Annotated in this window: 13 protein-coding genes; 8 read left to right on the top strand and 5 right to left on the bottom strand. The window is 57.2% G+C overall.

What is annotated here, in order from left to right; genetic code table 11:
• Positions 1 to 21: 21 nt before the first annotated feature.
• Positions 22 to 807, bottom strand: a complete 786-nt coding sequence (locus EAV90_RS02225) for an SDR family oxidoreductase (RefSeq protein ID WP_129142461.1) — start codon at positions 805 to 807, stop codon at positions 22 to 24.
• 86 nt (positions 808 to 893) lie between these two features.
• Positions 894 to 2,465: an ABC transporter substrate-binding protein gene (locus tag EAV90_RS02220; RefSeq protein WP_129142460.1), complete on the bottom strand. Its 1,572-nt coding sequence runs from the start codon at positions 2,463 to 2,465 to the stop codon at positions 894 to 896.
• 261 nt (positions 2,466 to 2,726) lie between these two features.
• Between EAV90_RS02220 and EAV90_RS02215 the strand changes: the two genes are divergently transcribed.
• Genes EAV90_RS02215 through EAV90_RS02205 form a run of 3 tightly spaced genes read left to right on the top strand, consistent with a single transcriptional unit; the run spans position 2,727 to position 6,318 of the window.
• Positions 2,727 to 3,668 (top strand): ABC transporter permease, encoded by a 942-nt coding sequence (locus EAV90_RS02215; protein WP_129142459.1) that lies wholly within the window; start codon positions 2,727 to 2,729, stop codon positions 3,666 to 3,668.
• Entirely contained in the window at positions 3,665 to 4,600 is a 936-nt protein-coding gene (locus EAV90_RS02210; protein ID WP_245509436.1) for an ABC transporter permease, read from the top strand. Before EAV90_RS02215 ends, EAV90_RS02210 begins: the two co-directional genes overlap by 4 nt.
• On the top strand, positions 4,597 to 6,318 hold the full coding sequence (locus EAV90_RS02205; RefSeq protein ID WP_129142458.1) for an ABC transporter ATP-binding protein: 1,722 nt from the start codon (positions 4,597 to 4,599) through the stop codon (positions 6,316 to 6,318). Before EAV90_RS02210 ends, EAV90_RS02205 begins: the two co-directional genes overlap by 4 nt.
• A 138-nt stretch (positions 6,319 to 6,456) precedes the next feature.
• Here EAV90_RS02205 and EAV90_RS02200 read toward each other — a convergent pair whose 3' ends face one another.
• Positions 6,457 to 7,926 carry a phosphotransferase gene (locus EAV90_RS02200; protein WP_164936736.1) on the bottom strand — a complete coding sequence of 490 codons (1,470 nt, stop codon included), beginning with the start codon at positions 7,924 to 7,926 and terminating at the stop codon, positions 6,457 to 6,459.
• A 314-nt stretch (positions 7,927 to 8,240) separates the two neighbouring features.
• On the opposite strand from EAV90_RS02200, the gene EAV90_RS02195 reads away from it, so the two are divergent.
• From EAV90_RS02195 to EAV90_RS02175, 5 genes are all read left to right on the top strand, one after another.
• Positions 8,241 to 9,644 carry an aldehyde dehydrogenase family protein gene (locus EAV90_RS02195; RefSeq protein ID WP_129142456.1) on the top strand — a complete coding sequence of 468 codons (1,404 nt, stop codon included), beginning with the start codon at positions 8,241 to 8,243 and terminating at the stop codon, positions 9,642 to 9,644.
• Between the two features lie 145 nt (positions 9,645 to 9,789).
• Positions 9,790 to 9,993 (top strand): rubredoxin, encoded by a 204-nt coding sequence (locus EAV90_RS02190; protein ID WP_430644707.1) that lies wholly within the window; start codon positions 9,790 to 9,792, stop codon positions 9,991 to 9,993.
• 394 nt (positions 9,994 to 10,387) lie between these two features.
• Positions 10,388 to 11,659: a cytochrome P450 gene (locus EAV90_RS02185; protein WP_129142455.1), complete on the top strand. Its 1,272-nt coding sequence runs from the start codon at positions 10,388 to 10,390 to the stop codon at positions 11,657 to 11,659.
• A gap of 296 nt (positions 11,660 to 11,955) precedes the next feature.
• Positions 11,956 to 12,753 carry an enoyl-CoA hydratase/isomerase family protein gene (locus EAV90_RS02180; protein ID WP_129142454.1) on the top strand — a complete coding sequence of 266 codons (798 nt, stop codon included), beginning with the start codon at positions 11,956 to 11,958 and terminating at the stop codon, positions 12,751 to 12,753.
• A gap of 83 nt (positions 12,754 to 12,836) precedes the next feature.
• Positions 12,837 to 13,652 (top strand): SDR family NAD(P)-dependent oxidoreductase, encoded by an 816-nt coding sequence (locus tag EAV90_RS02175; protein ID WP_129142453.1) that lies wholly within the window; start codon positions 12,837 to 12,839, stop codon positions 13,650 to 13,652.
• 126 nt (positions 13,653 to 13,778) lie between these two features.
• Here the strand turns inward: EAV90_RS02175 and EAV90_RS02170 are convergent, their stop codons facing one another.
• Complete coding sequence (locus EAV90_RS02170; protein ID WP_208738457.1) at positions 13,779 to 14,552, bottom strand: SDR family NAD(P)-dependent oxidoreductase; 774 nt, start codon at positions 14,550 to 14,552, stop codon at positions 13,779 to 13,781.
• A 240-nt stretch (positions 14,553 to 14,792) separates the two neighbouring features.
• On the bottom strand, positions 14,793 to 15,551 hold the full coding sequence (locus tag EAV90_RS02165; protein ID WP_129142451.1) for an SDR family NAD(P)-dependent oxidoreductase: 759 nt from the start codon (positions 15,549 to 15,551) through the stop codon (positions 14,793 to 14,795).
• Position 15,552 lies beyond the last annotated feature (1 nt).

The following is a 15,552-nucleotide window of genomic DNA, read 5'->3' as shown; positions in this document are numbered from 1 at the left end:
ATGTCCAATACCGATCGCCCTCTAGAACATGCCCCCGCCGGAACCGCCGTCGATGACGACATTCTGGCCGACAATGAAGTTCGCACACTCAGAGGCGAACATGGCCGCAAATCGACCGAAATCCTCGGGCTCCCCCATCCGGCCCGCTGGAATACGCCACTGCCGCGCCACCTCGCTCTTCGCCTGGTCGACCACATCCGCTGGTGCTTGAGCCAGATTGTCGCGCGAAAGGAACGACTCCGTCGCATACATTCCGGGCAAGAGATTGTTGATTGTGACGTTGTGCTTCGCCACTTTCCGCGCCACCACGGCTGTATAGCTGGCCAGCGTCGTGCGCGGCGCACCGGAGAGCAGCCGTCGCTCCACTGGAAATTTTATAGCTACCGTAACGATGTTGATTATGCGGCCCCATTTGCGTTCAGACATTCCGTCCAGGACACCGCGCATGAGTTCAATCGGTCCGACAGTCCCTGTCCGGTACGCGTTCATCCAATCATCTGATGTGATCTGACGGAAGTCTGGCGTGTAGGGCGGCGGCGAAACGGTCGTCACCAGGATGTCGGGAGCTGGGCAGGCTGCCAACACCGCAGCTCTGCCCTCGGGCGTTGAATGGTCGGCCCGGACGAACCTCACTTCCCGACCAATGTCGCGGCTCAAAGCGCCCGCAGCTTCTCGTAAACGCTCCTCGTTTCTGGCGCTGATCAAGACCTCAGCGCCTTCCTTCGCGAGCGCGGCGGCCGTTGCTCGACCCATTCCGGCACTTCCGCCTGCTACGATCGCTTTGCGCCCTTTTATTCCGAGATCCATTCACGCCCTCCTGTTGCTCAAGGCCATGCGGGGCAGCAGAAGACCAGACGCTGCTGCCAACAACCGCGGCAAACCGTCGTCAGCAATCACTGCGTCCTGTGGACATTCCAGAGAACTGTTACTGGAGCTTCGAGGTTTCCACTGACCCCTTTTCGGCGTGCAATGGGAATGTTGACCTGACCGAGAGGGACATGGGTCGGGTATTCCGTTAAACGACTCTGGATCGCTTCAGCAATTGTCTTTTGTTGTTCCGGATCGGTCGTTTTGCTGAACTCCTGTCGCAGCTCTTCCAATTGTGGGTCGCATGGCCAGCCAAACCACGCCTTGTCGCATGAAGCATTTGTCATGCCGTTTACCAAAGGATTGGACAGGTCCGACGCATCGGGCATTGTAAACATCGCATTCCATCCAGCTGGAGGAGAATCCTTCTTCGCTCTCCGGGCAACCAGAGTGGACCAGTCCATCCGCTGCAGATCGACCTTGAATCCGACCTGCTCCAGCTGAGCCTTGGCGACCGACGCCAGGTTGTTGAGAATGGGAAGATCGGTGGTTCCCATGAGAACAACAGGCGTACCGTCATAATTCGCTTCTTTGAGAAGCGTCTTCGCTTTGGTGAGATTGGAGCTCAGCTTGTCATCCCAACCTACCGTCGATCCGAGCGGAGTATTACAGATAAAGACGGCCTTGCATTCCATATAGAACCTCGGATCTCCCACCGCAGCGTTGAGGAAATCCTTCTGGTTAAGTGCGTAGAGCACAGCCTGCCGAACCTTGGGATTGTCAAACGGCTTATGAAGCACGTTGAATCGAAGCAAGTATTGCGAACCCTGCTTGTTCAGTTTGACGAGTTCAATCTTCGGGTCGTGCTCAAGGAGCGGGAACAGATCAGGTTGCGGGGACTCAATCATGTCGACCTCGCCGTTTATCAAGGCATTCACGGCGGTTTGTGAGTCGCCGATCGTGACCCACTCCACGCGGTCGACCTTTGCAAGCTTGCCGCCGGCGAGGCCCGACGGAGCTTCAGCGCGGGGCCTGTATTTGGGATTTCTGATGTAGACCGCCTTCTCTCCAGGCTTCCAATCGTCCTTCTTGAAGATAAATGGGCCGGAGCCAGTCGTATCACTTATTTGCGTGTTGGGGTCGATGTCAGCAACCCTCTTCGGCATCACGAAAACGGCGAGTGACGGTTTGGCCAGAGCGGTCATCAACAGCGCGGTCGGCTCGGTGAGCACTATCCGGAAAGTGCGGTCGTCATCGAGGGCCATTTCTTTGACCAGCCGCATCAGCGGCGGTCCCAACGCGACGTCGCGCGCCGCCCAGCGCTTAATCGAGGGGATAACGTCCGCACTCGTCACTGGTTGCCCATCGTGCCATTCAAGCCCTTCTCGCAGCTTGAACGTATAGGTACGCTGATCTTCCGAAACGCTCCAGGAATCGACCATCTGCGGCTGGATCTTCAGATTTGCGTCCCTCGCGAACAGTGTATCGTAGATCATGTAAGCGTGGTTGCGCACAATATACGCCGACGTCCAGTACGGATCGATGATCTTCAAATCGCCTGACATGACCACGCGAAGCTTGGTGGGCTCGGCCGCTACTGACGGCGGCAAAAACCCGAGGATAGATGCCAGGATGACGAGATTGCGGATCCATTCCATCTCTGTTTCCCCTATATTCGTTCATTATCAAAAGCCGAACTGTCTTCGCCATATCACTTGCTAGACAAAAAGCAAGTCGTGTGTCACAATCAGGCTACCCGCCATCAGAGCGAGGAAACGAGAGGAAATGGCCGGTGGCTTCAGGCATCCATACGACGTGCGCATCTTCTACGGTACCAAGTAGGTTGGTCGCTTGCGTTCCAACCGCACTCGCTCTGATCGCAGGCCAGCAAACGGCCGCTGATCGTCGACGGTATTTGAATGCTTGAGTTCATCGCACGCCGCCTCGCGGGCACGCTGCCTGTCTTGGCCATAGTAACTCTTTTCGTGTTTCTTATGCTCCGGCTGATTCCTGGCGATCCGGCCGCTGTCATTGCAGGAGACAATGCGAGCTCCGAGCAGATCGAACTCATCAGACAAAGGCTTGGCTTGAACGACGCAATCTGGTCGCAGTTCGGCATCTGGATCAGCCATGTCCTGAGGGGCGATTTCGGCGAAAGCTTTTTCTTTAAACGCAGCGTCGCCGAGCTCGTTTTACAGCGGATCGAACCAACGCTGGCGCTAGCTCTCTGCACTCTTCTGTTCGCGATCGCCGTCGCGGTGCCGATAGGCGTGCTGGCTGCCTACCGTCATGGTTCGCTTTTTGATCGGATAGTGATGGTGCTTTCGGTTGTTGGCTTTTCCGTTCCCGGATTCGTGGTCGGCTACTGCATGATCTACATGTTTTCAATAGTGCTCAACTTGCTGCCCGTTCAAGGTTATGTGCGATTGCAGGAAGACTTCTGGGCATCGCTGCGGCATCTCATATTGCCGTCGGTGACGCTATCCGTCGGGTTCATTGCACTCATATCTCGCATGACGCGTGCTGCTGTGATCGAGGTCTTGAGAGAGGATTACATCCGCACCGCGCGCGCAAAGGGGCTGTCCCAGGGTGTCATTCTCGTTCGCCACGCCTTGCGCAACGCTGCAGTTCCAGTGCTCACCATAATCGGCACCAGCATTGCCGTCCTCATTAGCGGGGTGGTGGTGACCGAGACCGTGTTCGGTCTGCCGGGGCTTGGTCGGCTCACGGTCGAGGCTGTGCTCAGTCGTGACTTCCCGACAATTCAGGCGGTCATCCTGATGTTCTCAGTTGTTTACGTCCTGATCAATCTGGCGATCGACATCCTTTATACGATCTGCGATCCGAGGATACGGTTTTGAGCCTACTGGTTGAAAACGTTCCGGGTGGAGACCGTTCGCCGCGCGCGGAATGGCCGAACAAGCCACTTTGGCGTCTCGCAATCCTAAATCCTGCTGTGGCAATCGGAGGGTTGGCTCTACTGCTGGTGCTCGGAGTTGCAATTCTTGCGCCCGCACTTGGAACCGTCGATCCCACAAGGATCGATCCGGGAGAACGCAATCGTAGGCCCGGAGCTGAGATTTCAGTACGCTTGGAGGATGGTACTCAAGTTAAGCGGACGGCCATCATGGGCACGGATACGCTCGGCCGAGACGTCTACAGTCGGGTCATCTACGGCGCGCGCGTGTCGCTGTTCGTCGGCCTGGCGGTCGCGGTCATTGCCATCGCAATTGGGACGGTGATCGGACTGGTCTCGGGCTACGTCAGGCGGCTCGACGGTCCCATCATGCGGATCATGGACGGGTTGATGGCCTTTCCTGGTATCCTGCTCGCCATCGCGCTTGTTTCGATCTGGCGAGGAGGGCTTATGACCGTGATTTTTGCGATCGTTGTACCCGACGTGCCACGAGTCACAAGGCTTGTGAGGTCAATCGTTCTGAGCGTTCGCGAAGAGCCTTACGTGGAGAGTGCGGTTTCTGTCGGTACACCAACATGGATTCTTATGCTGCGCCATATTTTGCCTAACACCATTGCCCCGTTGATTGTCCAAGGCACGTTCCTGGCGGCATCGGCTGTCTTGATCGAGGCGGCGTTGTCGTTCCTGGGCATCGGAACGCCCGCTGAGATCCCAAGCTGGGGCAACATCATGTCCGAAGGACGCGCTCTATTTCGCATCTATCCTCATAACATCCTATTTCCGGGCCTGTTCCTGGCCATTACGGTCCTTTCAGTCAACATGATGGGTGACGGGCTACGCGATACACTCGACCCGAAAATGAGCGAGGGCGCATGACGGAGCTGTCTCCGACGGTAGAGCCGGTGCCGTTGGCTCGACCTACCGCACCGAAGAACAAGCCGATCCTAGAGGTGCGTGATCTCACCGTTGATCTTCCAGCTAGAGGGGACCGATCCTACGCTATCCGGAATGTCAGTTTCACCATCAATGCGGGTGAGGTCGTCTGTCTCGTAGGTGAATCGGGATCTGGCAAATCAGTGACGGCGTTCGCTGCGATGGGCCTGCTTTCCAAAGCTCTGAAGCCATCGGGCGGTCAGATTTTGCTGGAGGGGGAAGACCTACTGAATGCCGATGAGCCGCGGCTCCGGCAGCTTCGATGCGCTCGCATGTCGATGATATTCCAGGAGCCGATGACAGCGCTCAACCCGGTTTTGACATGTGGAAGGCAAATCGACGAAGTCCTCGAGACTCACACTGAGCTTGACTCGAGGTCGAGAAGAGCAAAGATCATATCAATGCTGGCTCGTGTGCGGTTGTCTGATCCGGAGCGGATCTATGCGTCGTTTCCACACCAGTTGTCGGGCGGTCAGCGTCAACGCATCATGATCGCCATGGCGTTGATTCTCGATCCCGTTCTCCTGATCGCGGACGAACCCACCACGGCCTTAGATGTGACGACGCAATCAGAGATCCTCAAGCTGATCTCTGAATTGCAGAGCAGCAACGGGACAGGTGTTCTCTTTATTACCCATGATTTTGGTGTGGTCGCGGAAATTGCGCACCGCGTGGCCGTTTTGCGAACTGGCGAACTTGTTGAAATGGGCCCGGCGGACCAGGTATTGTCGAGTCCTCGGCACGAATATACCAAGATGCTGATCTCCTCCGTTCCCTCTATCAAACCTCCGGTCCGGCAAGTCGCGCAGGAGCGGCCTATTTTGCTAAGAACAGAGAGGCTTGGAAAGACTTACGAGAGGAAAGGCCTTTTCAGACGAGGAGCGGCGGTCCATGCTGTTGAAGACGTCGATTTCGTACTTCGCAGGGGACAGACGGTCGGGATTGTAGGCGAGTCCGGCTCCGGCAAGTCGACGGTGGCTCGTTGCATTGCGCGATTGATTGACCCCAGCGCCGGCAAGATCATGCTTGGCGAGGCGGACATCACGCAAATGTCGTCTTCACAGCTCCGCCCTTATCGACGCCGGGTCCAGATCGTGTTTCAGGATCCCTATCGGTCGCTCAACCCACGGATGACTGTCGGCGCGTCCATAATCGAAGGTCCGATGAATTTTGGGATGAGCAAGGGTGAGGCGCTTGCACGCGCTGCGACACTCATTGAGACGGTGCGGCTCGAGCGTTCGGCGCTCAACCGATACCCGCATCAATTCTCGGGAGGACAGCGCCAAAGGATCTGTATTGCACGCGCGCTTGCAATGGAGCCTGAGCTGATCATCGCCGATGAGGCGGTCTCAGCGCTGGACGTGTCCGTGCAGAAGCAGGTACTTCAGCTGTTGGACGAGGTTCGACGAAGGCTTGACCTTGCCGTTCTATTCATCACCCACGACCTGCGCGTCGCCGCACAAATCTGCGATTGGGTGGCAGTGATGAAGCAAGGGCGCGTGGTCGAATTCGGTACGGCGGAAAGCTTGTTCGAGCATCCGCAGCACGAGTACACCCGCGCGCTCTTTTCAGCAGCTCCTGGCCGGGGGCGTGAGTTCGGCCAGCTTCATCTCGTGGACCCAGATGGGATCGCCGAACGCGTGGTCCGCGTGGTCCCGTAAGTCCTATTTCTTTGTTCGAGCATGTGAGGCTCGGATTTCTTTAGGAGGTTCGCCGCCAAAGCTCGCGCCAATGCCGGTAACAGCCCCGTTACACGGCCAGGGGCTGTCTCCGTAGACGGCAAGCCTGCTCGACAAGACTTATCGACTCCGTAACCCGTTAAGTGAGCCCCAATCTTCGACTGCAGTGCAGTTGCGCTTGACGAGCGCAAGGAGGAGCGCGGCGATGGACGGGTTCTCCGGGAGTTTGTTGGCCGCACCCACGGTGTAAAGTAGTCCGGCCACCGTGTTTAGGCGATAGGAGTGCATTGCGATCTCGTCGGTGTAGCAGGGCTCTATCTCGCGAACCAAAGCTGCATGCCGCTTGACTAGGTCGCGCTCGCAGGTACGACGATCTTGCGCGCTTAGGCTTCCGGTCAAGAAATATGCGACATCGATCTGCGGGTCGCCGATACGAGCTAGTTGCCAGTCTACCAGATATGCGGATGGATTGCCGCCGGCCCCCATTTCGAAAAGGATGTTATCCACGCGCGGATCTCCGTGAAGCAGAGTTCGAAAGTCGGATTTGCGGTCCCACCATGAGCCAACCAGCGGCCCGAATTCGTCAATGATGCTGAACTCGGCCTTTCCAAGCTGATTCGCAAATCGATCGTGGCAGATCGTTGCGCCACTGGAATATGAAGTCTCTAGATGGGATTTGTCGAAGCATTGTTCGACGCCCCAGGTAATCTGGTTGAGCTCCTTTGAATTTAGAAATCGGCGATGCAGCCGGGCAAGCTGCTCGACGACTGCGGCGGCCTCGGCGGTGTTGCAGCCGTCCAGCTGATTTCCAAGACGGCAACGATGCGACAAGTCCTCGAGCACCAGGTTGAGCTTGGTGCCTTCTTTGTTTGTTTGGGCTAGATATACCCGGGGGATTTGCACCGGCGGGTCGGAGCTCAGCAGATTGTACGCTGCGACCTCTCGTGGGAAGTAGCCAAAGCGCACAGCTTTCGCACCGAGGTGAGGTGACGCCGGGTGAAATTTCGCGAACACTGTTTGGGGAGCGGGGGACGGTATGTTGTAAGCGATATTGACCTTGGCTGTACTACAGACGGTGCCTTGTCCGATCTGCTCGTTGCGGGCGATCGTCACGAGCGGGACTTCGGTGCCGGAATGGGCGAACAATCGTTGCAGCCACTCTGGCGATATTTGCTCTAATGAGTCCAGGATCTCCGGCGCTTTCAAGTTCGCCGGAACTGCGGGATCGCCCTCGCGGCCCCAGCGGCCTGAGATGTAAGGCGAGTTCCAGCAATGTGTAAGTCTGCCGTTTTCGGCCTGGAATACCTCGATTCCGCATCTTTGTATCGGCGTGCCTTTGCGCGTATGAGCATTCCAGACCGAGCAGACAAAGGTATCATCAGCCAGGACGACTTCGTGCGTGAAATAAGGCTCGCTTTGAGTTCGTCGGTAGCGAATACGCTCAATCTGCTCATCGTGACTAAGCTTGATGACGGTCGATGCGTCGTGTCGTGTTATTGGGTCGCCACAAATCTCGCGCACGAGCTCGAGCTCGCCGTTATTCCAAACTCGATCCCAATACATCACGATCAGCTCGCGCGGCGTTCTCATCCTACGTCCCTCCCTATTGATCATTCCGACCGCTACTGGCTTGGCAGGTTAGATGCGAGCGCGAACCCACTAGGGTCGTCTCGTGCGACCGTCTCATTTCTTGGGGAGCTCCGGCGACGAGGTTCGGAGACCGTCCAACATTGCGTGTCAAGAAACTGCGACACGGGTGTCGCTCCTCCTTGCATCATTGTTGGTTAATAAGCAAGTATCTTGCGCAGGTACTGAGCCTCTGGTAGCAATCGGTACAGTCATCGTCAGGCATGGTGGGAGGGATTTTCGGTCTCTGCCTCCGCTTTTCCAACTGGAGAGGGTTGATGAGCGAATTCAGGCTATTGATCGACGGAAAAATGGTTCCGGGCGATCTGAGTATGAACGTTGTCAATCCGGCAACCGAGGGAATTGTCGCGTCATGCCCGCGAGCTTCACACCGCCAGCTCGACTCCGCGGTCGGAGCCGCAAAAGTGGCATTTCCGCTGTGGAGCAGCACGCCAATTGAGCGGCGGCGCGAGGTGCTGATGCGGATTGCAGATGTTATCGATCAGAACGCTGAAATGTTGGCACGCATTTTGACCCAGGAGCAAGGCAAGCCGTTTCCGGACTCTATGCAGGAGATTCGGGGTGCGGCCGGACTATTCCGGCGGATCGCGCCGATGGAATTGCCGATGAAGTTGCTCGAGGAAAGTGAATCCCGTCGTGTCGAAGCGCACCGACGACCGCTGGGAGTGGTGGCAGCAATAGTTCCCTGGAATTTCCCGATCGCTCTTCTGGCTTTCAAGATGCCTCCAGCGCTCCTGGCCGGCAACACTATCGTGGTCAAACCGGCTGCGACCACGCCTCTCAGCACACTCAAACTGGGAGAGCTGATCTGTGACGTTGTTCCTGCGGGCGTTATTAATGTCATCGCAGATGCAAATGATTTGGGTGGTGCGCTTTCTGCGCATCCCGACGTCCGCAAGGTGTCCTTTACGGGATCTACCGCGACGGGCAAAAAGGTGATGGCCAGTGCTGCCGATACGCTCAAGCGCGTAACCCTCGAGCTTGGTGGGAATGATGCGGCGATCGTCCTCGATGACGTGGATCCAAAGGCCGCCGCTCCGAAGATCTTCCAGCAGGCGTTTCGCAACAGTGGCCAGATCTGTGTGGCAGTGAAACGCGTCTATGCTCATGAAGCTGTCTATGATGAGCTTTGCGATGAACTCGCGAAACTGGCGGATGCTGCCGTCGTCGGAGATGGATTGCAACAAGGCGTTCAGATCGGCCCAGTACAGAACAAGGTGCAGTTCGAGCGCGTTCAAGAGCTTCTGGAGGACGCACGGCTGCATGGAAAAGTAATCGCGGGAGGCACGATTACCGAAGGCCCCGGATATTTCGTTCGTCCGACGATCATACGCGACATCGAAGACGGGGTCAGGATCGTGGATGAGGAGCAATTTGGGCCCGTGCTGCCTGTAATGAAATTCACCGATCTTGATGACGCGATCCAGCGGGCGAATAACAGTCCCTGGGGCCTCGGGGGATCTGTGTGGTCGAGGGACGAGCGCCGAGCAGTAGAAGTCGGGAGCCGCATCGAATCGGGCACAGTGTGGATCAACAGCCACGGTAGCCTGGCGCCGCACATTCCGTTTGGCGGCAGCAAGCAATCCGGAATGGGTATTGAGTTCGGCGAAGAGGGATTGGCGGAGTTCACGCAGCTGCAGGTCATAAGTGTTGCTCGATAAAGTTGGCCCGCGAATGACACGAACGCCGTCGCATCACTGCGCGTCGCACGATTTGCGGCAACAGGGTTGGACTGCGCCGGGCAATGGAGAGCGTTCCCAACTTCGGGGACAAATATGGGGCGTCTTAAGAGGAAAGTGAGCACTCGTGGCTGAGTTAGACCAGGTGTCTGCACCATTTAAGGTGTATCAGTGCTTGACTTGTGGGTTCTTGTACAACGAGGAGGTCGGAGCCCCTGATGAGGGTCTCCCCCCCGGTACGCGTTGGACGGATATCCCAGAGGACTGGATTTGCCCGGGGTGCGGTACCCCAAAGAGCGACTTCGACATGGTCGAAGTGGATCCCACCTAAGTCTGACATTTGGATGCTGCGGGCCGTTGCTTTGTCGGACGCTTCCGGCCTTTCTGGTGCCCTTTGTGATCATGGTCAAACGGGGTCTTCGTGGGCAACGAATCGCATCGAAACCAGAGTGACGAAGTCCGCTGCGTCATTTGGCGCCTGTAACCCTTGACGGGCGCCCGGGACGCAATGTGCCCCGTCCATTGCGATGATCCATGACATCCGCATGATCGGAGCCGCATCAGATCTTGGCGGAAAAGCCCAAGCTCTGCAGGGCTCTGCTACCGCTTGGAATACCACAACATATTAGTTGACCAGCCAACAAGTAAATGATATAAGTAGGCGCATCAAAATGCCGGAAGGAGATGTCTTTCCGGGTCAGCAAATATAAAGGGAGGGCGGTGAAATGCAGGTTCCGCAGAATTTCGCCGATGCGATCGTGGATCCGCTTGCTTATGCAGAAGTCGAGCGGGTTGACGAGGCGCTCCGCTGGCTGCGCAAGGAAGCACCCCTAACCCGTATCGAGCCTCGTGGGTACGAGCCGTTCTGGACGGTGACCCGGCACGCCGACATTCTGGAAGTCGAGCGCCAAAATGATCTGTTCCATAACGCGGATAGGTCTGTGACGATCATTAGCAAGGAGGCTGAAAGGAACATCAAGCAGATTACGGGTGGTTCGCCGCATCTGAACCGCAACTTAACGCGGATGGACAACCCGGATCATTTTGCTCATCGCCGGATCGCGCAGGGGGTGTTGCTTCCGCAGAAATTGAGGGAGCGTGTACCTCGCATCCGTGAGATCGCCCGCGAATTTGTGAACAAAATGGCGGACTTAGGGGGGAGCTGCGACTTTGCGCGAGACATTGCTTTCCTCTATCCACTGCGAGTTCTTATGGAGATCATGGGGCTTCCCCAGAGCGAAGAACCCTTGATGCTCAGGCTAACGCAGCAGGCATTCAGCTCAACTGACCCGGACTTGAACCGCTCCGGCAAGCAAGTTTCAGAAGCCGAACGGATCGCGGACCTCCACCGGCTTCGGGGTGACCTTAGTGAGTACTTCACGTCCGTCGTGAACGACCGGCGAAAGTGTCCGCGTGACGATTTGGCCAGTGTGCTAGCCAATGCAAAGATCGGGGGCCAGCATCTGCAAGACTATGAATTGGTATCTTACTATGGACTGGTCGCGACTGCCGGTCACGATACGACTGCCAATACGACTGCCGGTGGTGCTTGGGCGCTGGCCGAGAATCCCGAACAGTTCGCCAAACTCAAAGGCGATCCAGCCCTGATCCCAGGTCACGTCGAGGAATCGGTGCGCTGGGAGACCGCTGTAAAGCACTTCATGCGTACTGCTACGGCTGATACGGAACTGAGTGGTCAAAAGATATCGAAGGGCGACTGGCTAATGCTCTGTTATCTTTCCGGCAACCGCGACGAAGCGGCGTTTGTAGATCCTTATCGGTACGACATCAGCCGAACACCGAATAAGCATGTTGCCTTCGGCTACGGGGCGCATATTTGCCTCGGCCAACACCTTGGGCGCCTGGAGATGCAGATCTTCTGGGAAGAGCTTCTTCCCCGATTGGAAAGCCTCGAACTTGCCGGGACGCCGACCCGGACGAAGGCGAATTTCGTCTCGGGGCCGAAGTCGGTACCTATCCGTTACAAGATGCACTGAATGCTGCCGGGCGTCGGCTTCTCGCGAAGTGCTGCTTCGGGGCAGACAAGGCCGTAGATGCGGATTGAGTGCACAAGACCAAGTGCGCTGGGAGCAGCCCAGAGCGCCGGAAGACGATTTCAGTGCCCAGCGGATGCATAGGTGCCCGACGATAAACGCGCAGGGGCGTCCCAATGCAGCACCTTGAGAACAGTTATGTAGCGCGCCAGGAGCCGCGGCCCTGACTAGGGGGTGCGCTAGGGCCATGCGGCACGTTCGCCTCGCCAATCGAAACAAGCGAGCGAGAGGAGATTCGATTGAAACGAGTTTATCAAACGATCGAAGTAGACGTGAGGGGCGCGGCACAGTGGGTTACCCTGAACCGGCCAGAAGCACTGAATGCCATTAATACGCTAATGGTGACGGAGCTTCGTGACTATTTCGACGCGCTCTACAACGATCGATCATGTCGCGTTGTCGTTCTGCGTGGAGCCGGTCGCGCGTTTTGTGCCGGGTTAGATATCAAGGCCGCGCGAGAGAAGGAGGGAATTCCGTTTGCGGGCGGCTTCAATTTCCAGGGCTACCTCGCCGATGTTTATGTCAAAATGCGGCGGTGCCCTCAGCCGATCATTTCACTGATTCATGGTGCCGCCTGTGGCGGCGGTTTCGCTTTCACTTTGGCTTCCGACATTCGAATTGCCGGCACGACCGCTCGGATGAATGCCGCGTTTATCCGCCTTGGCTTATCAGCGTGCGACATGGGCGTTAGTTATTTTCTGCCGCGATTGACAGGGTATTCACTGGCTTCCGAACTCATGCTGACGGGGCGGTTCATCTATGCACAGCGGGCGCTGGCGGTCGGGCTTGTGTCTGAGGTTGTCCCCGACGATGAATTGGAGCAAGCCGCTCAGCCATACATCGACGAGATGCTCACGACAGCTCCGATGGGGCTGCGTCTTACGAAGGAGGGACTCAACTTCTCTGTCGATGCACCATCTCTAGAGGCGGCGATCGCGATGGAGAACCGCAACCAGTACCTTTCGGGCCAAACTGAAGACTTCAGGGAGGGACTTCAGGCCTTTATCGAGAAGCGCGCTCCGCGATTCAAAGGCTAACTACTGCGCAAAGTGCACAGCATGGCGTTTGTGTCTGGCTGGTCGAAGATTTTGTCGGTCGGATGGCGGGCCGAACTGCAAGCATGGGAGGTTTCAAGGTGGCATTTGAGTTGGATGGCCGTGTTGCCATCATTACAGGTGCGGCGAAGGGAATCGGCAAGAGAACTGCAGAGCGACTTAGTGAAGCTGGAGCTCGAGTCGTTCTGACCGATGTGGACGAAAAGGGCGTCAAGGCAGTTGCTGCGCAGCTCGGTGATAGGGCGAGAGCAATTCGCCATGACGTCACTTCACAGCAGGAGTGGAAACAGGTCGTCGCGAGCGTGGAGAAGAATGAAGGGCGGCTAGACGTTCTAGTGAACAACGCCGGCATCATTTTGAGCCGACCGTTTCTCGAGACGACTCTGGAGGAGTTCCGTCGCGTCAACGCGATTAACGTCGAAGGCGCCTTTATAGGTATGCAGTCCGCTGTTCCTTTGATGCAGCAGTCCGCAAAGACGACACCGCATGGTGGCTCCATCGTTAACTTGTCATCGATATATGGCCAGGTGGTGGGCAGGTCTCATTCGGCCTATGCAGCTTCGAAGGGGGCGGTTCGGCTGTTGACGAAGGCCGTTGCAGTTGAGCTCGCTCGCGTTCCATTGGGAAGGATCCGGGTCAATTCCGTGCACCCGGGACCGACTGAGACGGACCTCGGCACCAGCGGACTGCACCAAGCAGTTGAGCAAGGGACGTATCCCAGCGTCGAGGCGGGAATAGAGCAAGGGAAGACACTTTTTCCGATGGGACGATGGGGGCAAGTCGACGACATCGCAAGCGTCATTCTGTTTCTTGCGTCTGACGCATCCAAATTCATGACGGGTGCCGAACTCACAGTGGATGGCGGATACACGCTGTTGTAGTGCGTTCAGCTCTTGTGCCCCGCAAGCGTGCCTCACCTGTGTGACCTGCATCGATCCTGGAGTGCCGCGGGATGCAGGAAGTCAAGGTTGGCGCCTGCGAAGCCAGTCGTCTTCGGGTGCGAAGGATCATTGGTTGAGGCGGTTCACTTCGCCGCCGCAAAGATAACCGCCATCAATCGGCAAGGAAACACCGTTGATGTATACAGCTTGATCGGACGCCAGAAAAACGACCGCCGCTGCAATTTCGCTCAATTTGGCCGGACGCGCGATCGGATACTGCCTGAAGTGTGCTTCTCGAGCGGTCGCGTCTGACATCAGTCGCTCGGTCAAAGGAGTATCCAACATCCCGGGCGCAATTGCATTCACCCGGATCCCTCTACGACCGTAGTCGACGGCGGCAGCCTTTGTCAGACCTTCGACAGCGTGCTTTGACGCCGTGTAGTGCGCCGATAGCCCGAGCGCGATCCGTCCCTGAACCGAGCTATTGTTGATGATGCAGCCGCCGCTGGCTTGCCTGATAAACTGCTTGATTTCGTACTTCATGCAAAGCCAAACGCCCTTTGCATTGGTTGTCATCACCCTGTCGAAGTCACTCTCGTCGAGATCGGCAAGCCGGCCGCCGGGTGCAGCGATTCCGGAATTGTTAAATGCCAAGTCTAGTCTGCCGAAGCGCGAAGTCGTAGCTTCTATTGCGGCGTGGACTTCGGAAGCGACCGTCACATCCGCCTGCACGAATGCAGCTTCGCCTCCTTGCGACTGAATCTGGCGAATCGCCTCGGCCCCCGCTTCGAGGCGGCGACCGCATACCATTACGGATGCACCGGCTGCCGCTAAAGCACTTGCGGCGGCCAACCCGACGCCGCTTGTGCCGCCAGTGACGAAAGCGACCTTTTTCGTCAAAGTCTTTGTTCTTCTTCCGTTCGTGAGCATACAAAATGTCCTCTTGAGCGAGTGGATTGGAGTCCGGTCTTCAACTCACAGCAAAGTCAAAAGCGGGGGCCTGCGCTTGGCCATGTGATCGCGACGCAGTGCAAATTTTCCGCGGCCGGTGCAAGCTTCAAGACACGAACAGGGGTTCGAACGTGTCGCCGCTCATCGCAATCATGCAGATCGGTGCGGATACCGCCCGAAGGTAAGCCATCACTGCGCGCCGCCATCGATGCGCAGCGTCGCACCCGTCGTGAAGCTAGCGTGGTCAGACGCAAGATAGAGCGCCGCAGCGACTATCTCCTCCGGCTGCCCGCCGCGTTTCATCGCTATCGCATCCTTCGCGCGCTGGGCGAATGCGTCCATGTCCCATGCTTTTGAGATGTCTGTGAGAAAAGGGCCAGGCATGATGCAGTTTACGCGTACGGTCGGTCCATAGGCGTTTGCGAATGCCTCTGTCATTGCATTCACGCCGGCCTTTGCAGCCGCATAGGTGATGACGCTTTTGCGCGGCCGGATCGAGGCGGTGCTCGAAATGTTGATGATTACCCCGCTGCCATCGTCCACCATGCGCTGGCCGATCAGAGAGCAGAGGCGAAAGGGGCCCTTCAGGTTAACGTCGAAGACGCTGTCGTAAAGCCGTTGGTCAATATCTACCGGACGATCATAGGTAGGCGATTTGCCGGCGTTATTGATGAGCACGTCGACCTTACCAAAGCGCGTGTACGCAGCGTCTGCCAATCTATCGCACTCGTCCCATCGGCCGACATGGCAGTCGACGGCCATCGCCCGCCGTCCCAGCGCCTCGATCTCCCGCACGACCGCTTGGCACGCATCCAGTTTCCGGCTGGTGACGACGATATCCGCTCCCGCCGAGGCAAAGCCCAGCGCCATCGCGCGGCCCAGACCGCGGCTGCTCCCTGTGATGAGCGCTACCTTTCCGCTCATATCGATAATATGTGGTTTGGTCATG

This window comes from Bradyrhizobium vignae, assembly GCF_004114425.1.
Classification (GTDB): domain Bacteria; phylum Pseudomonadota; class Alphaproteobacteria; order Rhizobiales; family Xanthobacteraceae; genus Bradyrhizobium; species Bradyrhizobium vignae.
This window is presented reverse-complemented; position numbering and strand designations above follow the sequence as displayed.